The 18,081-nt window shown below is 64.3% G+C and carries 17 protein-coding genes; 7 read left to right on the forward strand and 10 right to left on the reverse strand.

Annotation, left to right across the window (positions count from 1 at the left end; all coding sequences use genetic code 11):
* Positions 1-18: 18 nt before the first annotated feature.
* Positions 19-1,476, reverse strand: a complete 1,458-nt coding sequence (gene dacB / locus Q9246_RS19835; protein ID WP_306392423.1) for a D-alanyl-D-alanine carboxypeptidase/D-alanyl-D-alanine endopeptidase — start codon at positions 1,474-1,476, stop codon at positions 19-21.
* Positions 1,477-1,485: 9 nt separating this feature from the next.
* Positions 1,486-2,724, reverse strand: coding sequence for a nucleoside recognition domain-containing protein (locus Q9246_RS19840; protein WP_306392424.1), 1,239 nt, complete (start codon positions 2,722-2,724; stop codon positions 1,486-1,488).
* A gap of 164 nt (positions 2,725-2,888) precedes the next feature.
* Here Q9246_RS19840 and Q9246_RS19845 point away from each other — a divergent pair, with 164 nt between their 5' ends.
* The 3 genes from Q9246_RS19845 to Q9246_RS19855 all read left to right on the forward strand — a co-directional run bounded on the left by Q9246_RS19845 (position 2,889) and on the right by Q9246_RS19855 (position 8,932).
* A complete protein-coding gene (locus tag Q9246_RS19845; RefSeq protein WP_306392425.1) occupies positions 2,889-4,622 on the forward strand; it encodes an ABC transporter substrate-binding protein in 1,734 nt (577 codons plus the stop codon).
* Positions 4,623-4,839: 217 nt separating this feature from the next.
* Positions 4,840-7,695 (forward strand): TonB-dependent receptor domain-containing protein, encoded by a 2,856-nt coding sequence (locus Q9246_RS19850; protein ID WP_306392426.1) that lies wholly within the window; start codon positions 4,840-4,842, stop codon positions 7,693-7,695.
* 190 nt (positions 7,696-7,885) lie between these two features.
* Positions 7,886-8,932 (forward strand): S66 peptidase family protein, encoded by a 1,047-nt coding sequence (locus tag Q9246_RS19855; RefSeq protein WP_306392427.1) that lies wholly within the window; start codon positions 7,886-7,888, stop codon positions 8,930-8,932.
* Here Q9246_RS19855 and Q9246_RS19860 read toward each other — a convergent pair.
* The 6 genes from Q9246_RS19860 to Q9246_RS19885 form a co-directional block, all read right to left on the reverse strand.
* Entirely contained in the window at positions 8,925-9,473 is a 549-nt protein-coding gene (locus Q9246_RS19860) for a GNAT family N-acetyltransferase (RefSeq protein WP_306392428.1), read from the reverse strand. The two genes, Q9246_RS19855 and Q9246_RS19860, sit on opposite strands and share 8 nt — an antisense overlap.
* The gene (locus Q9246_RS19865; RefSeq protein WP_306392429.1) at positions 9,473-10,600 is read right to left on the reverse strand and encodes an acyl-CoA dehydrogenase family protein; all 1,128 of its coding nucleotides are present in this window, start codon (positions 10,598-10,600) and stop codon (positions 9,473-9,475) included. The genes Q9246_RS19860 and Q9246_RS19865 overlap by 1 nt, the downstream gene beginning before the upstream one ends.
* A gap of 34 nt (positions 10,601-10,634) precedes the next feature.
* Positions 10,635-11,303, reverse strand: coding sequence for an SDR family oxidoreductase (locus tag Q9246_RS19870; RefSeq protein WP_306392430.1), 669 nt, complete (start codon positions 11,301-11,303; stop codon positions 10,635-10,637).
* 86 nt (positions 11,304-11,389) lie between these two features.
* Positions 11,390-12,589 (reverse strand): acetyl-CoA C-acyltransferase, encoded by a 1,200-nt coding sequence (locus tag Q9246_RS19875; RefSeq protein ID WP_306392431.1) that lies wholly within the window; start codon positions 12,587-12,589, stop codon positions 11,390-11,392.
* A 147-nt stretch (positions 12,590-12,736) separates the two neighbouring features.
* Positions 12,737-13,921, reverse strand: coding sequence for an isovaleryl-CoA dehydrogenase (locus Q9246_RS19880; protein ID WP_306392432.1), 1,185 nt, complete (start codon positions 13,919-13,921; stop codon positions 12,737-12,739).
* Positions 13,922-14,051: 130 nt separating this feature from the next.
* Complete coding sequence (locus Q9246_RS19885) at positions 14,052-14,459, reverse strand: MerR family transcriptional regulator (protein ID WP_306392433.1); 408 nt, start codon at positions 14,457-14,459, stop codon at positions 14,052-14,054.
* A gap of 135 nt (positions 14,460-14,594) precedes the next feature.
* Between Q9246_RS19885 and Q9246_RS19890 the strand changes: the two genes are divergently transcribed.
* From Q9246_RS19890 to Q9246_RS19900, 3 genes are all read left to right on the forward strand, one after another.
* Entirely contained in the window at positions 14,595-15,647 is a 1,053-nt protein-coding gene (locus Q9246_RS19890) for an MBL fold metallo-hydrolase (RefSeq protein WP_306392434.1), read from the forward strand.
* Between the two features lie 277 nt (positions 15,648-15,924).
* The gene (locus Q9246_RS19895; protein ID WP_306392435.1) at positions 15,925-16,341 is read left to right on the forward strand and encodes a hypothetical protein; all 417 of its coding nucleotides are present in this window, start codon (positions 15,925-15,927) and stop codon (positions 16,339-16,341) included.
* Between the two features lie 132 nt (positions 16,342-16,473).
* Positions 16,474-16,647, forward strand: a complete 174-nt coding sequence (locus tag Q9246_RS19900) for a hypothetical protein (RefSeq protein WP_306392436.1) — start codon at positions 16,474-16,476, stop codon at positions 16,645-16,647.
* A 34-nt stretch (positions 16,648-16,681) separates the two neighbouring features.
* Here the strand turns inward: Q9246_RS19900 and Q9246_RS19905 are convergent, their stop codons facing one another.
* Positions 16,682-17,275, reverse strand: coding sequence for a UbiX family flavin prenyltransferase (locus tag Q9246_RS19905; RefSeq protein WP_306392437.1), 594 nt, complete (start codon positions 17,273-17,275; stop codon positions 16,682-16,684).
* Positions 17,268-17,582: a Grx4 family monothiol glutaredoxin gene (gene grxD, locus Q9246_RS19910; protein ID WP_306392438.1), complete on the reverse strand. Its 315-nt coding sequence runs from the start codon at positions 17,580-17,582 to the stop codon at positions 17,268-17,270. Before grxD ends, Q9246_RS19905 begins: the two co-directional genes overlap by 8 nt.
* Positions 17,583-17,766: 184 nt before the next feature.
* Between grxD and Q9246_RS19915 the strand changes: the two genes are divergently transcribed.
* On the forward strand, positions 17,767-18,057 hold the full coding sequence (locus Q9246_RS19915) for a hypothetical protein (RefSeq protein ID WP_306392439.1): 291 nt from the start codon (positions 17,767-17,769) through the stop codon (positions 18,055-18,057).
* The last annotated feature ends 24 nt before the right edge of the window (positions 18,058-18,081 follow it).

Here is an 18,081-nt window from a genome sequence, read left to right on the forward strand (position 1 = left end):
CGGCTGGTCAATTCCGGTTCAGGGCGCCGTGCCCGAGCGCGCCACCCAATCCACCAGCGTATCGAGCACCGCGCGACCACGGCCATTGCTGCTTCGCTCGCTATTGACCATCGCCACGAACACGCAGAGGTTGCCGTTCGCATCCGGCACATAGCCGGCCAGCGCCGCGACATTGCGCAGGCCGCCCGTCTTCAGGCGCGCGCGGCCGGCCGCGGGGCTGTCCTGCAGGCGGCGGCGCATGGTGCCGTCGACCGCCCCGATCGGCATGCTGGCCTGGAATTCAGGCGCCCACGGGCTGCGCAGGCCGGCCTGCAGCAACCGGGCCATCTGCTGCGCGCTGATGCGCTCGATGCGCGACAGGCCCGAGCCGTTGTCGATCACGAAGCCGGTGTCGTCGATCTGCCTGTCGCGCAGCCAGCCGCGCACGGCGGCGTCGGCGCGGGCGAACGTCGATCCGTCCGCCAGCGGCAGCGCCAGGCTGCCCGCGACCGGGTCGGCCTGCAGGCTGCCCAGGCTCAGGAACAGGGTGCGCGCCAGCGCATTGTCGGATGGCTTGTTGATGTCGCGGACCAGTTCGGGCAGCTGGCGCGACACATGGGCGGCCAGCACGCGCGCGTCCAGTGGGGTGGGGCCGGTGATGGTGCGGCCGCTCAGGACGCCGCCGCCATCGCTCCAGAGCTGGCGCACCAGGCGGCCCACGTAGTCATCGCGATCGAGCACGTTGACGCCGTAGCTGCGGTTGCAGTTCTTCGGGAAGGTGCCGCGCAAGACCACCTTGATGCGGCCATCGGATTCACGGCGTACTTCGGGCTGGCGCCAGCCGTCTTCCCATTTGGCGCAGTCGGCGTCGACCAGCATCATCTCGGACGCCACCGACACCCGTTCCAATTCGGGATGCATGCGCAGCTGCAGGCGCGAGGCAGTCGAGCGCATGTCCAGTTGCAGCATGTTCTTGTTGACCAGCAGGGCGTCGGGGATGACGTTGTAATACGCGTCCGGCGACTCGTCGAAGGGAGGCAGGCCGACATCGAGGCGCGCCGGCTGGAACAGTTCGCGGTCGAGCACCAGGTCGCCCTCGATGCGCGTGATGCCCTCGTAGCGCAGCGCGCGCAGCATGTCGGCGATGTGCTCGCCGGAGAGGTCGGCATCGGCGCCGCCTTTCAGGTACAGGCTCCCGCGCAGCACGCCGTCCTCGACCTGGCCCGTGGTGCGCAGCTCGGTGCGGCCGCGGAAGGCGGGGCCCAGGCGCTCCAGGCCGACCAGTGTCGTCACCAGCTTCATGGTCGATGCCGGCTGCATCGGCAGGCCGGCCTGGTGTTCCAGCACGGTGGCGTCGCCGCGCAGCACCAGCACCCCGATCTCGTTTTGCGCAATGCCGTTCTGCTGCAGCGCCTGGACCACCGGTTGCGGCAGCTGGGCGTGGGCCAGCGAGGCGCTAGCGGAGAAGGCGAGGGCGAGGGCGGCGCGTCGAAGCATATGGGTCCTTTAACCGAAGAAGAGATAGGCGACGAAGATCGCGGCGATGATGCCGATCAGATCGGCCAGCAGGCCGTAGCTGACCGCATAGCGGGTCTTGCGGATGCCCACCGAACCGAAGTACAGCGCGATGATGTAGAACGTGGTGTCCGAGGCGCCTTGCAGCACGCTGGCCAGGCGGCCGACGAAGGAATCGACCCCATAGGTGTTGATCGCATCGATCATCATGGCGCGCGCGCCGCTGCCCGAGAGCGACTTCATGAGCGCGGTCGGCAGCGCGCCGACAAAGTCGGTCTGCAGGCCGAGGGCGGAGAACACCCAGGCGAAGCCGTTCACGATCAGGCCCAGGATGCCCGAATTACGCACCACGCTGATCGCGACGATCATCCCGACCAGATAGGGGATGATCTTGATCGCGGTCTCCACGCCGCCCTTGGCGCCTTCGATGAAGGCGTCGAACACGTTCACCTTCTTTATCAGGGCGCCGGTCATGAAGGCGGCGATCACCGAGAACAGCACCATATTGGCGACCACGGTCGACACCAGCTGGATCTGCGACTTGTCCAGGAAATACGTGAAGCCGAACACCATCGAGGCGATCAGCGCGGCGGTGCCGCCGATCCAGGCAAAGACCACCGGGTCGAACATATTGATGCGCTGGCGGATGCCCACCGCGATGATGCTGAAGATGGTGGCGGTATAGGTCGCGATCAGGGTCGGGATGAAGATGTCGGCCGGATTGGCCGCGCCCAGCACCGCGCGCTGGGCCATGACGGCCAGCGGGATGATGGTCAGGCCCGAGGTCTGGATCACTAGGAACATCAGCTGGGCGTCGCTGGCCTCGTCCTTCTTCGGATTGATCGACTGCAGGCTCTCCATCGCCTTCAGGCCGAAGGGCGTGGCGGCGTTGTCGAGGCCCAGCATATTGGCCGAGAAGTTCATCACCATATGGCCGTTGGCCGGGTGGTCCCTCGGCACGCCGGGGAAGATGCGCGAGAAGAAGGGGGCGATCACGCGCGCGAACAGGTTGATGGCCCCGGCCTTCTCGCCGACGTTCATGATCCCGAGCCAGAAAGTCATCACGCCGGCCAGCGGCAGGGCGATGTCCATCACGGCCATCTTGGCAGAGTCGAAGGTGCCGTCGATGATGCGCTTGAAAATTTCGGTATCGCCGAGGAACAGCCACTGGAACAGCGCTGCAAGGAAGCCGACGAGGAAGAAGCCTGTCCAGATGTAATTGAGTGCCATGTAGTAGGTCGCTGCTGGGTATCGCACGATTGTGCAGCGGTAAATGGCTGAGGGCAAGCAAGGTGGATGAAAGAATGCAGCCGCACCATGTTTAAAAGTTATGAGCGTTGCCTCCGGAGGGCCGCCGCGCCTATGATACGCAACGCCCAACAGGACCTGCCGTCATGACATTCCGCTACGCCGCCGCCCTCGTTCTATCGCTGTCCTGCCTCGGCGCGCAGCCGGTCCAGGCCCAGGCGCAGCCTCCCGAAAAAGTGCTGCGCATGTTCCTGTCCACCAGCGAAACCGGGCTCGATCCGGCGGTGGCCTCCGACAACGCCACCCTGTCGCTGCTGGAAAACCTGTTCGATCCGCTGCTGCGCTACGACTACCTGGCGCGGCCGGCCAGGCTGCGGCCCAACACGGCGACCGCGATGCCGGACGTGAGCGCCGACGGCCTGACGTATACCTTTCGCATCCGCCCGGGCATTTACTTCACGCCCGACCCGGCCTTCAAGGGCGTCAAGCGCGAAGTCACGGCCCAGGACTATGTGTATAGCCTCCAGCGCCTGCGCGACCCGTCGCTCAGGTCGCCCTGGTCCTATATGGTCGAAGGCAAGCAGGCCGAGGCGGTAGACCGCTACACGCTGCGCATCCGCCTGGCGGCGCCCGACAACAACTTCCTGTTCTATCTGGCGACCCCGGCCACCGGCGTGGTGGCGCGCGAAGTGATCGAGGCCTATCCGGGCCAGGCCGGCAACCATCCGGTCGGCACCGGCCCATTCATGATTGGCGAGTGGAAGCGCAGCGACCGCATCGTCCTGCTGGCCAATCCCTATTCGACGGCGGTATTCAGCGCCACGCCGGGCGACAACGATGAAGACCGGGCCATCGCCGCCGCCCTGGATGGAAAACGCCTGCCGCGCGTCGACCGGATCGAGGTGAAGATCGCCGAGGAATTCCAGGGCCGCATGCTGGGCTTCCTGAACGGCGAATACGACTACCTGGAACAGATTCCCGAATCGATGACCGAGATGGTGGTGCAGGACGGTGGCCTGAAACCGGAACTGGCGGCGCGCGGCATCGTGCTGTCGCGCTTCCCGGTGCTGCAGACCTACTATATGTGGATGAACATGAACGATCCGGTGGTCGGCGGCTATGGCAGGGACCGGGTGGCGCTGCGGCGCGCGATCTCGATGTCGTATAACAGCGTCGAAGATATCGCGCTGCTCAAGAAGGGTTTCGCGATCAAGGCCGAATCGCCGCTGCCGCCGAACGTGCTCGGCTACGACCCGAACTACCGCAGCCCCGTGCCCTACGACCCGGCCCTGGCCAATGCGCTGCTGGACCGCCACGGCTACGACAGGCGAGATCCGGACGGATTCCGGCGTTCTCCGGATGGCAAGCCGCTGACGCTCACCATGCACAGCGAAGCCACCGTCGGCGGCCGCCTGCGCGACGAGATGTGGCGCAAATGCCTGAATGCGATCGGCCTGCGCGTGGTGTTCAAGTCGGACAAGAAGACCGAGATCATCAAGGCCTCGCGCCTGGGCACGGTGCAGATGTTCGAGAGTAACTGGATTGCCGACTTCCCCGACGGCGACAACTTCTACCAGCTGCTGTACGGGCCGAATGCGGGCCGCGCCAACTACGCCCGCTTTAACCTGCCTGAATACAATGTGCGCTACGAAAGGGCACGATTGCTCACCGATGGTGCAGAGCGCAATCGGCTCTATTTCGAGATGAACCAGCTGCTGCATGCCTATAACCCATGGGTCCCATTGACCCATGTTCTCTCGGGAGACCTGCGTCATCCGTGGCTGAAAAACTACAAACGGCATCCAGTCGAATTCACGACCTGGCGTTACCTCGATGTCGATGTTGCGCAAAGATCACGCTCTGCCAGAGGCAAGCGTTAGTTTTCGTTAGTTTTTCCTAAATAAAATATTCCTGCTGGTTATACTGCCCTCCGGATAATTCATTGGCATCTGCGAAATTTGTGGGCGTACTCTGAAATCAGAACATAACGTAATGCTAAGAGCGAACTAGCCATTACGAACAGAGCAGGCCAGGTGTGCATCGTGCGGTGCACCAATCTGGCCCAAGACCGCCAAGGGAAACGATAGGAGAAACACGGTGAAATTGAAAAAACTGGCACAGTTGATGGCCCTGATGGGCGTGGCTGCCCCGATCGTGGCGCAAGCCCAGGCGCAAAGCGAAGCCCCGATGCAAAGGGTCGAGATCACCGGTTCGAGCATCAAGCGCATCGCCAAGGAGGGCGCGCTGCCGGTCGAGATCATCTCGCGCAAGCAGCTGGAAGACCAGGGCATCGTGACGGCCGAACAGCTGATCGCGACCCTGAACGTGAACGGCAACGGCTCCGACAACCTGGCCTCGAACGCCGACGTGACCTCGGGCGCGCAGCGCGGCAATAACGGCGCCTCGAGCGCCAACCTGCGCGGCCAGGGCGCCGATTCGACCCTGGTCCTGCTCAATGGCCGCCGCGTCGCGACCCACGGCATGAAGGGTTCGGCGGTCGACCTGAACTCGATCCCGATGGCGGCGGTCGAGCGCGTCGAAGTGCTGAAGGACGGCGCCTCGGCCGTCTACGGTACCGACGCGATCGGCGGCGTGATCAACTTCATCCTGCGCAAGAACTACAAGGGCCTGGAAGCCCAGGCCTTCACCGATATCACCGAAGCGGGCGGCGGCGAGATCGGCCGCGCCACCCTCACCGGCGGCTGGGGCGACCTCGATACCCAGGGCTGGAATGTGCTGGTGACGGCCGCGCACAGCGAGAACAAGGCGCTGCGCGGCGACCAGCGCGATTTCGTGAATACCTTCCAGCCGAACCGCGGCGTGTCGGTCGATACCCGCGGCACCCCGAGCGGCAATATCTTCGCCACGACCCTGGCGCCGACCCTGCTGTCGCGCACCGGCACCGGCCCGACCATCCCGGGCGGCGGCACCGTGGCCTATAACGGCATCAGCCTGCTCGACCTGCCGGGCGGCCCGGGTTGCGACAGCATCGACGGCATGGGCGCCTACGACGAGAAACTGTGGGATTCGCCCGGTTCGGCCTATGGCTGCGCCTGGGATACCGGCCGCGCCGCCGTGCTGCAGCAGCCGGTCAAGAACACCAATGCGCTGGCGCGCGCCACCTTCCGCTCGGGCGAGCACGAGTTCTACGCCGAAGGCGTGGCCTCGCGCGTCGAAGTGGCCAAGCGCTTCTCGCCGAACCAGATCTCGCCATCCGCCTCGACCTTCGGCCCGACCTCGTTCTATCCAAGCACCGGCGCTGCGTACAACGATGTCTATAACAAGCTGGTCGCGGTCTTCCCGAGCATCGCCGCCAACTACGGCCTGCCGATCGCCTACCGCTGGCGCTGCATGGAGTGCGGCAACCGCGAGATCGAGACCGAGACCAAGGCCGGCCGCGTGCTGGTCGGCGCCGACGGTCCGTTGAACATGTTCGGCAAGCGCTACGACTACCGCGTCGGCCTGTCGCGCGCCTTCAGCGAATCGGATTCGACCCTGGGCACCGGCTACAACTACACCCAGGCGCTGGCCAATGTGCTGGGTTCGGGCATCGTGAACCCGTTCCTGCTGCCGGGCCAGAGCCAGAGCCAGGAAGCGATCGACGCGATCCGCGCCACCTCGGCCGCCGGCGTCGTGATGTATGGCGGCAAGATGACCATGACGCAGTTCGACGCCGCGATCTCGGGCGAGCTGTTCAACCTGCCGGCCGGCCCGGTGCTGGCCGCGCTGGGCACCGACCTGCGCCGCGAGGAATACAGTTTCAACGGTGACCGCCGCGCCGCCAATGCGCGTCCGGCGATCCTGAACGCGCCGTTCGACGACGTCAATGCGCTGGACAAGGTCAAGCGCGACATCAAGGCGATCTATGCCGAGGTGCTGGTGCCGGTCACGCAGGCGCTGGAACTGACCTTCGCCATCCGCCGCGACGATTACACGGGCTTCGGCGCCACCACCAATCCGAAGGTGTCGTTCCGTTACCAGCCGATCCCGCAACTGATGTTCCGCGGCTCGTACAACGAAAGCTTCCGCGCGCCGTCGTTCAACCAGCTGTTCAACGGCATCACCGAGTCGCCGTATGCCGGCAAGGACCTGGCCGACCCGGCCACCTGCTCGATCGGCCGCGTCGATTCCACCGTGCCTGGCTGTGACGCGGTCAACCCGATCACCCTGACCGGCGGCAAGAATACGCTGGGTCCGGAGACGGCCAAGCAAGGCAGCCTGGGCGTCGTGTTCGAGCCGACCAACTTCTTCTCGGCCAACGCCGACCTGTGGGAGATCCGCAAGTACGACACGATCGACTCGTTCAACGTGGCGACCATGGTCGCGAACTACAACCTGTTCCAGGACCAGTTCTACCGCGATCCGGCCACCGGCACCCTGCTGGCGATCGACCAGCGCTGGATCAACGCCGGCGAGCGCATCACGCGCGGCGTCGAAGTCGGCGCCCGCCTGAACGGCAAGTTCAGCACCGGCGCGGTGTGGAGCGTGGGCCTGGACGGTTCGCGCCTGCTGGAGAAGAAGTCGCGCGCCACCAAGAACGCCGAATTCGGCGAGAGCGAAGTGGGCCGCTTCCTGTTCACCGGCGACCTGGGCCTGAAGTGGAAGCACAGCGCCTACGTCACCTACAAGTACGGCAACTGGAGCGGCATGCTGCAGAACATCTACCGTTCGGGCTATGACGACCAGGTGCTGCCGGGCGTGGCCAGCGGCCGCATCGTGCCGTCGAACTACGAGCGCAAGGTCGACGATTATTCGATCTTCAACCTGTCGGTGAACTACACGGGCTTCCAGAACCTGACCCTGACCGCGGGTGTCAAGAACCTGCTGGACGAGGATCCGCCGTTCGCGATCACGTATGACAGCAACACCGGCGCCGGCAGCAGCTGGGAACCGCGTGTCGCCGATCCGCGTGGCCGTTCGTTCACCCTGATGGCGAACTACAAGTTCTTCTGATTGCTCTACACTGAGGGCCCGTGCCGCGGAGGTATTCCACCTCCCGGCGCGGGCCATTTTTTTGTTCGTAGACCCGTAACCTCCGCACGTCGTTCCCGCGAAGGCGGGAACCCAAGTCCTGCCAGCGCCGTCGCGACGCATGAAAACTTGGGTCCCCGCCTGCGCGGGGACGACGTTGATTGACGTCGCCATGAAAATCAGCCGTCGCAGTTTTGGCGCCATCGCCGCCGCCTTGTCCCTGCCCATGTTTGCCGCGGCGCGTCCGCATTCCCCACGTCCCATGAAGAAGCTCGTCAAACCGCCGCGCCTGAAGCGCGGCGACACCATCGGCCTGATCGCACCTGGCGGCTACACCACCGAGCGCGCCATCGAGAAAGCGGTGCGCAATATCGAAGCGCTGGGTTTCAGGGTCAGGCCCGGCGCCTACCTGCGCGAGGTGTTCGGCAACTATGGCGGGTCGGTGCAGCAGCGGCTGGCCGATGTACACGCGATGTTCGCCGACCCGGACGTCAAGGCGATCTGGCCGATCCGCGGCGGCTCGGGTTGCATCTCGCTGCTCGCTGGCCTGGACTACGACCTCATTCGCCGCAATCCCAAAGTGTTGATCGGCTATTCCGACATCACCGCGCTGCATCTCGCGATTTACAAGCAAACCGGCCTGGTGACCTTCCACGGACCGGTGGCGTCGTCGACGATGACGCCGTATTCGACCGAGCACATGATGGCGGTGCTGACTGATCCGCAGGCCAATTACACGATCCCGATGTCGCCTGACAATGCCGCACGCGCCGCGAGCGAACCGCATTTCGGCGTCCATACCTTCACCCACGGTGTGGCGACCGGGCCGCTCATGGGCGGCAACCTGTCGCTGGTGGCGGCGCTGGCCGGCACGCCGTATGCGGCCGACATCAAGGACAGCATCCTGTTCCTGGAAGAGGTGAACGAGGCGCCATACCGCATCGACCGCTGGATGACCCAGCTCGATCTGGCGGGCGGTTTTAACAATGCGGCGGCGCTGGTGGTGGGTATTTGCGAGAACTGCGGGCCGGAGCATGAAGACATCTCATTGACCCTCGAACGCACGCTGGGGCTGCACCTGCATCCGCTGACCATCCCGGCGGTATCGGGCTATTCGATCGGGCATATCCGCAACCAGTTCACCTTGCCGATGGGGATCCAGGCCAGGATCGACACGAAGGCGCAGACGATGACGTTGTTGGAGGCCGCCGTCAGCTGACCCGGCGACTCATCATGACCGACCCGTGCGACTCGCCGTCGATCCGGTACAGGTCGGGCACTTCGCCGGTGACGACGAAGCCGCAGCGCGCGTACAGCCGGCGCGCGGCATGGTTCACCGACAGCACGTCCAGGTCCACCCATTCGAGCGGCGGCGTGGCGCCGGCCCAGGCCAGCGCATGGTCGACCAGCACCTTGCCCAGTCCCAGGCGCCGCGCATCGCGGTGCACGCCCATGCCGAGCAGGGTACGGTGGGTGGATGCCGGCTCCGGCCGCGCGCGCAGGTCGACGTGGCCGGCGATATAGCCGGCGCCATCGAGCGCGATCCACACCCGGCGCCAGCCCGGCTGGCCGAGCGGCGTATCGAGGCCGCCGGCAAAGGCGGCCGCTTTCTCCGGCGGGAAGCGCGACAGGGCCCGCGATTGCGGCTGGAACAGGGAGGTGCCGGCGCGGCCATTGTCCTGCAGGTGGTCGTCGAGGTAGAGGAACAGCTGCGGCAGCCGTTCCGGTTCCAACGCCACGATGCGCAGGACGGGCTGCATCAGAGCGCGCGCGCGATCAGGATCTTCTGGATGTCGCTGGTGCCTTCGTAGATCTGGCACACGCGCACGTCGCGGTAGATGCGCTCGACCGGGAAGTCGGCCACGTAGCCGTAGCCGCCGAACACCTGCATCGCGCTGGAGACGACGTTCTCGGCCATCTCGGACGCGAACAGCTTGGCCATCGCGGCTTCCTTCAGGCAGGGCAGGCCCGCATCCTTCATCGACGCCGCGTGCAGGATCAGCTGGCGCGCGGCCTCGATCTTCATCGCCATCTCGGCCAGCCGGAACTGCACCGCCTGGTGCTCGAAGATCGGCTTGCCGAAGCTCTCGCGTTCCTTTGCATAGCTCAGGGCCGCCTCGTAGGCCGCGCGCGCCATGCCGACCGATTGCGAGGCGATGCCGATACGGCCGCCCTCGAGGCCGGACAGGGCGATCTTGTAGCCCATGCCTTCCTCGCCAATCAAATTCCCGGCCGGGATGCGGCAGTTGTCGAACACGATCTGCGCCGTGTCCGACGAATGCTGGCCCATCTTGTGCTCGATGCCGGCCACGATGTAGCCCGGGGTGTCGACCGGCACCCAGAAGGCGCTGATGCCCTTCTTGCCGGCGGCTTTATCGGTGACCGCCATGACGATGGCCACGTCGCCGTGCTTGCCGCTGGTGATGAACTGCTTGGTGCCGTTGATGACGTAATGATCGCCATCACGGGTTGCCGTGGTGCGCAGCGCCGCCGCGTCGCTGCCGGTATGCGGCTCGGTCAGGGCGAAGGCGCCCAGCAGCTCGCCCTGGGCCAGCGGCCGCAGCCAGCGCTGTTTCTGTTCCTCGTTCGCGTACATCATGGCGATGCTGCACACGGGGCAGTTGTTGACCGAGATGATGGTCGAGGTGCCGCCGTCGCCGGCCGCGATTTCTTCCAGCACCAGCGCCAGCGACACGTAATCCAGGCCCGCGCCGCCGTACTGCTCGAGCACCGCCACGCCGAAGGCGCCCAGGGCCGCCAGTTCCTTCAGCTCCTCTTTCGGGAAGTGGTGCTCGCGGTCCCAGCGCGCGGCGTTGGGGGCCAGGCGCTCCTGCGCAAAGCTGCGCAGGGCGTCGCGGATCATCTGGTGTTCTTCGCTCAGGATCATGGTGTCTCGTGTGTTCTTGTAGGGTGATGACGGCTTACCAGGCGATGGGCGCGCCGTCGTGGTTCAGGAAGCTGCCGTTGGCGCTGGCGTCCACTCGCGCCAGGGTGGCGCGCAGGTCGCGCACGCTGTGTTCCGGGGTGAGGCCGGCCTCGGCGCCGCCCATATCGGTCTGGACCCAGCCCGGATGGAAGGCGACACAGGTCACGCCTTGCGCGCCATAGGTGATCGATGCGTCCTTCAGCACCGAGTTCAGGGCCGCCTTGCTGGCGCGGTACAGGGTGCCGTTGGCGGCGGAGCGCTCGCCGATCGATCCCATGCGCGAGGACAGCACGGCCAGCCTGCCGCGGGTGTCGGCCAGCAGCGGCGCCACGACCGGGATCAGGCGCATGCTCGACAGCACATTGGTGTGCATGACGGTGTCGAATTCGGGGCCGGTGGGGAAGCTGCCGTGGGTCGGGCCATAGACACCGGCCACCAGCCAGGCCACGTCGAGCTGTTCGTCGTCGAGGCGCCAGGCCAGCGCCGCGATCGAGTCGGCCACCGTGACGTCGAGCTGGTGGGCCTCGGCGCCCAGCTGGGCCAGTTCGTCGCAGTCTTCCTGCTTGCGCGCGGTGGCGATGACGCGCCAGCCCTCAAGCCGGTACTGGCGGACCATTTCGTGGCCGATGCCGCGCGAGGCGCCGACGATCAGTGCGGTGGGCATGATGAACTCCTTGTGAACGGTGTTTGACAAGACATCTTCAATGTTCGCATGGTTTGTTCATCATTGCCGCGCACTGGCCGAAGGGATTACACCAGCTCGACCGCCATGGCAGTGGCTTCGCCGCCGCCGATGCACAGCGACGCCACGCCGCGCTTCCCGCCGCTGCGCTTGAGCGCGCCGAGCAGGGTGACGATGATGCGCGCGCCCGAGGCGCCGATCGGGTGGCCCAGCGCGCAGGCGCCGCCGTGGACGTTGACCTTGCCGTGCGGGATGTCGAGGTCGCGCATGGCGGCCATCGGCACCGCGGCGAAGGCTTCGTTGATCTCGAACAGGTCGACGTCGCCAGCCGTCCAGCCGGTCTTCTTGAACAGCTTCTGCATCGCGCCGATCGGGGCGGTGGTGAACAGGTTCGGCTCTTGCGCGAAGGTAGCGTGGCCCAGCACGCGTGCGATCGGGGTGAGACCAAGTTCTTTCGCTTTGGATTCGCGCATCATCACCAGCGCGGCGGCGCCGTCGTTGATCGACGACGACGAGGCGGCGGTCACGGTGCCATCCTTCTTGAAGGCCGGCTTGAGCGACGGGATCTTGTCGACCTTGGCCTTGAGCGGGCCTTCGTCCTTGTCGATCACGGTCTCGCCGGCGCGGCTGGTGACGGTGACCGGCGCGATTTCCCAGTCGAAGCCGCCGTCCGTGCTCGCGGCCTGCGCACGTTTGACCGAGGCGATCGCGAACGCATCCTGCTCTTCGCGCGTGAACCCGTAGCTGGCCACGCACTCTTCTGCAAACGTGCCCATCGAGCGGCCTTCGCCGGTCTTTTCGTTGCGCGAGTAGGCGTCTTCGAGGCCGTCGAGCATCATGTGGTCGAACATCGGCGCGTGGCCGATGCGGTAGCCGCCGCGCGCCTTCGGGATCAGGTAGGGGGCATTGGTCATCGACTCCATGCCGCCGGCGACCACGATGTCGGCGCTGCCGGCCAGCAGCTGGTCATGGGCGAAGATGGCGCTCTGCATCGCCGAGCCGCACATCTTGGACAGTGTGACGGCGCCGGTCGACATCGGCAGGCCGGCCTTGATCAGCGCCTGGCGCGCCGGGGCCTGGCCCTGGCCGGCCATCAGGCAGTTGCCGAAATAGACGTGCTCGACCGACTCAGGCTTGACGCCGGCGCGCTCGACGGCGGCCTTGATCGCCACCGCGCCGAGGTCGCTTGCGCTTCTGGAAGAAAAATCGCCCTGGAAGGCGCCCATTGGCGTGCGTGCTGCGCCGACGATAACGACGGGATCGTTCATGGTGTGTGTCTCCAATAAGGAAGTCGATGAATCGTCGTCCCCGCGCAGGCGGGGACCCAAGTTATTTCGCGTACCGCTAGCGTCTATATCGCTGGCCTGCGCGCAAACTTGGGTTCCCGCCTACGCGGGAACGACTTCAAAAGCGTATTACATGGTTTCGCCGAACAGCTCGCGGCCGATCAGCATGCGGCGGATTTCGCTGGTGCCGGCGCCGATCTCATAGAGCTTGGCGTCGCGCCACAGGCGGCCGACCGGGTATTCATTGATGTAGCCGTTGCCGCCCAGGGTCTGGATCGCCTCGCCCGCCATCCAGGTGGCCTTCTCGGCGCTGTACAGGATGGCGCCGGCGGCGTCCTTGCGCAGGGCGCGCACTTGTTCGGGCATCGTTGCGCGGTCGCAGGCCTGGCCCACGGCGTACACATACGCGCGGCAAGCCATCATAGTCGAATACATATCGGCGATCTTGCCCTGCATCAGCTGGAACTCACCGATCGCCTGGCCGAACTGCTTGCGGTCATGGATATACGGCACCACGACGTCCATGCAGGCCGACATGATGCCCAGCGGGCCGCCGGACAGCACGGTGCGCTCGAAGTCCAGGCCCGACATCAGGACATTGACGCCGCGACCGACGCCGCCCAGCACGTTTTCCACCGGCACTTCGCAATCTTGGAACACCAGCTCGCCGGTATGCGAACCGCGCATGCCCAGCTTGTCCAGTTTCTGGGCGATCGAGAACCCCTTATAACCTTTTTCGATCAGGAAGGCGGTCATGCCGCGCGGGCCGGCTTCCAGGTCGGTCTTGGCGTACACCACCAGGGTGTCGGCGTCCGGGCCGTTGGTGATCCACATCTTGTTTCCGTTCAGCACATAGTGGTCGCCCTTGAGGTCGGCCCGCAGTTTCATGCTGACCACGTCGGAACCGGCGTTCGGCTCGGACATCGCCAGCGCCCCGACGTGCTCGCCCGAGATCAGCTTGGGCAGGTACTTGCGCTTTTGTTCTTCGTTGCCGTTGCGCTTGATCTGGTTGACGCACAGGTTCGAGTGGGCGCCATACGACAGGCCGACCGAGGCCGAGGCGCGCGAGATCTCTTCCATGGCGACGATGTGGGCCAGGTAACCCATATTGGCGCCGCCGTACTCTTCGCCGACGGTGATGCCCAGCAGGCCCAGTTCGCCCATCTTTTTCCACAGGTCCATCGGGAACTGGTCGCTGTGGTCGATCTCGGCAGCGCGTGGGGCGATCTCGGCCTCGGCGAATTGTTGGACTGCTTCGCGCAGCGCGGCGATGTCTTCGCCATGGTCAAAGGTCAAGCCTGGAAGGTGCAGCATGTCGTCCTCACGGTCAGCGGTGGATGGGTAGAAGCCAATGCTGGAATATCATACTCGCCCATTACGTTAACGTAAACGTCAATCAGGTGGCGAAAAAAAGGGGCGGTTTCGCGCCCCGATTTCAAGCTGCTCAGGCCGCGGCAGCATTGCCGCTCAAGTCCTCGCTGAGCAGGCGCCGGCATTCCTCTTCATGGGTCGAGATTTCTTCCAGCGCCATTTCGATGTCGGCGCGCTGCTGCTCCAGGGTCAGGCGCTGCTGGCCCAGGATGCCCAGGAAGCGCTGGATCTGGGCCACGGTGTCCTTCGGCGACTCGTACATATCGACGATGCTTTTGATTTCGGACAAGGTCAGGCCGAGGCGCTTGCCGCGCAGAGTCAGTTTCAGGCGCGTGCGGTCGCGCGGGGTGTAGACGCGGTTGCGTCCGCCCACGCCTTCGCGCATCGGACTGAGCAGGCCCTGGTCTTCATAGAAGCGGATCGCCCTGGCGGTGATGTCGAATTCGCGTGCCAGTTCGGCGATGGTATAGGTGGTAGGCATGGGCTGTGGGGCGGTTGGGAGACGACGACGGGAATCGCTTAGAATCGAAAGACGATACCTGATTGCCGTTTACGTTAACTGTCAGTTCTACCACATTGTAGCGCGCTCCTCGCCCCTGGAAAACGAAAGATTGCCATGAATGCCCTCGAAGCCCAGCTGAATTATCCATTCGACGACACCATCCCTGTTCCCGGCGCCGTGCATGACATCGTGCCCGGCCTGCGCTGGGCACGCATGCCATTGCCGTTTGCGCTGGATCATATCAATGTGTGGCTGCTGGAAGACGAGATCGAGGGCCGGCGCGGCTGGAGCCTGATCGACACCGGCGCCGGCACCGACGCCACCCGCGCCGCCTGGGAACAGGTGCTGGCCGACGGCCTGGACGGCCAGCCGCTGGTGCGCGTGATCGCCACCCATTGCCATCCCGACCACGTCGGCTTGTCCGGCTGGCTGACCGGGCGCTTCGATACGCCATTCTGGACCACCACCGGCGAGTTCGGCTTCATGCGCATGATGGCGGCCGGCTTGCCCGGCGTGGACGGGCCGTCGGCCATACCCCATTTCGAGCGCCACGGTTTGGCAGATGATGCGATGCTGGAACAAATGCGGAGCCGCCGCAATTATTATCCTTCTCTGGTACCATTGGTACCGGAATCTTATACTCGTCTGCAGGATGGCCAGGTCGTCAGTATCGGTCGAAATACATGGCGCGTGATCACCGGTTTTGGACACTCGCCGGAACATGCCTCGCTGTATTGCGCCGCGCTGAACGTGCTGGTGTCGGGCGATATGGTGTTGCCGCGCATTTCGACCAATGTCTCGGTGTTTGCGGTGGAGCCCGAAGGCAATCCGCTTCAGCTCTACCTCGATTCGCTGTCGAAGTTTGCCGATTTGCCGGAAGACGTGCTGGTGCTGCCGGCGCATGGCAAGCCGTTCCGCGGCCTGCATACGCGTATTACCCAGCTGCGCGAGCACCATGTGGCGCGGCTGGCCGAGGTGATCGCGGCCTGCGCCACGCCGCAGTCGGCGGTGGACATCGTGCCGGTCATGTTCCGTCGGCCGCTCGATGCGCACCAGCTCAGCTTTGCCCTGGGTGAGGCTCTGGCCCACCTGCACAAGCTGTGGTACGACGGCGTATTACGCCGGATGAAAGGTAACGATGGCGTGGTGAGATTTCAAGAAATCTAACATTGATATTGTAACCACAGGATACAAATTTTTTGGTACGTGTATTCCAGTCAGCTTGTGTAAGTAATGATGCGTAGACTTATTCATTTCGGATAACGCAAAATTTAATGAGAATCGTTCTATGGCGTATTGCTGTTGGGAATTGGTGTCACTCGGCGTAAAAACTCTTAAATAACCACATCATTGTTACATTTTAGTTGTATGATTTGGACCCTAATGGCTTCTCATCCATAAGGGAGAGAGCCACCACCCGTCAAGCCTCATAACCAGTATCACGATGAATTCAACGAATGAACGGGAGAGCTTCAGCGAGCGTCTGCAGCAGGCCCTGAAGAACGCACACTATTCCCCCGACAGCCCGACGCGCCTGGCGCGAGAATTTAATATCCGCTTCGAAGGACGTCCAATCACCGTCCACGCGGCCCGCAAATGGCTGGTAGGCGAAGCCATCCCCACGCAAGAAAAGCTGCGCATGATCGCCCAATGGCTGGGCGTGCCGGCCGACTGGCTGCGCTTTGGCGGCGCCGAGCAGGCCGCCAGCGCCGATGCCGCCAACGGCGGCGCCCGCTTCGAATCGGCCGACGTCAAGCTGATCGCCGACCTGCAGCGCCTGGACGAGCACCACCGCCAGCTGGCGCGCGAGTTCATCCGCATGCTGGTGCGCATGAACCACCAGAAGGCGGAAGCGAAGTAAGCTTCAGGCTTCAAGTTTCTTCGCTGCACTTTTTGCATGCAGAACGGCACAAACCGGCTTGGCTGGTTCATAATCTGTGCAGGTGGCGGGGATTCCCGCCGCCTTTCCAGGTTCACCAGGAGCAGCTGACGCATGCGAAACAACTACGCCAATACCGCCCAGCTCAAGGATCTGATGACGGCGCCGCCGATGACGGCAGCGCGTCATGCCGAATTGATGCGAGAGCGCAACGCCCGGCGACGAATGCTTGAAGAGGCGCGCGAGTTGAAGAAGTCCGAAGACAAGCTGTACGACGACAAGCGCTGAACCGATGGCGCCGGCAGGACGCTGGCGCCGCGGTTCACGCGTCCTGTTCGCCCTTCATGCCGCTCCAGCGGGCGGCCTGGGCATTCTCTATCCCTAATAAATCCACGACACGGTCCACCGTGTGCTCGACCATGTCCGCGATCGTCGCCGGCCGGTGGTAAAAGCTCGGCAGCGGCGGAAAGATGATGCCGCCCATCTCGGTTACGGCCGTCATATTGCGCAGGTGGGCCAGGTTGAAGGGCGTTTCGCGCACCATCAATACCAGGCGCCGGCGTTCCTTCAGGATCACGTCGGCCGCGCGCGTCACAAGGTTATCGGAAAGACCATGGGCCACCGCCGCCAGCGTCTTCATCGAGCAGGGGGCGATCACCATGCCGTCGGTCTGGAACGAACCGCTGGCGATCGACGCGCCGATATCCCGGTTGCGGTGAACGACGTGGGCCAGCGCTTCGGCATCGCGCCGCTGCAGGCCGAGTTCCTGGTGCAGGGTGAGGGAGGCGGCGTCGGAGACGACCAGGTGGGTCTCGACACCAGGGGTGGCGTGCAGCCGCTTCAGCAGTTGCACGCCATAGGTCGCGCCGGTCGCGCCGGTGATGGCGACGACGATCCGGCGCGGACGATCAGCCATTCTTCAGCAGGGTCTGCAGTTCGCCCGAGTCGTACATCTCGTTCATGATGTCGGTGCCGCCGATGAACTCGCCGTTCACGTACAGCTGCGGGATGGTTGGCCAGTTCGAGTAATCCTTGATGCCCTGGCGCACTTCAGCGTCTTCCAGCACGTTGACGGTGGCGACGTTGTCGACGCCGCAGGCTTTCAGGATCTGGATCGCACGGCCCGAGAAGCCGCACTGCGGGAACTGGGCGGTGCCCTTCATGAACAGCACGACCGGAGTATTGGTCACGGTATCTTTGATCCAGGTTTGCACGTCGCTCATTTGATTCTGCCTTGAAGAAAAGGGGTAAGTAGATGGCGACATTCTATAAGAATTCGACGTGGCCGACACGGGCGGCCACGTCGTCCCCGCGAAGGCGGAGGCCCAATTTTGCCTGAGTAGCCACAGTCTGTTGCCGGAACCGCATGCTGTATCATCAACCGGTTCAAGATTGACAAGAAAGACCATGAAGTCATTTGCTACCTTGCCGCCCGTCGCTCTGTGGGTGTTCGCGGCCTTGCTGGGGCTGCCCGCCCTGTACGATCTGTTCGTCGCGTTCTCACGCGGCTGGCTCGCCGGAATTTTCTTCGCGACGGGTCCGCTGATGATGGCGGCCTACCTGGCCTGGTGTGCCTGGCAGCGCAAGGCCGGCCGCAGCGCACTGATCGCGTCGCCGCGCGCCACGCTGGTCGGCTACATCTGCTTCGGTGCCTTCGCCGGCAGCTTCCTGGTCAAGATCATGACCCAGGGTTTTTAACAGCTAGAGGAAACTTGTTCGTCC

Source organism: Telluria beijingensis, from assembly GCF_030770395.1.
Lineage (GTDB): Bacteria > Pseudomonadota > Gammaproteobacteria > Burkholderiales > Burkholderiaceae_D > Telluria > Telluria beijingensis.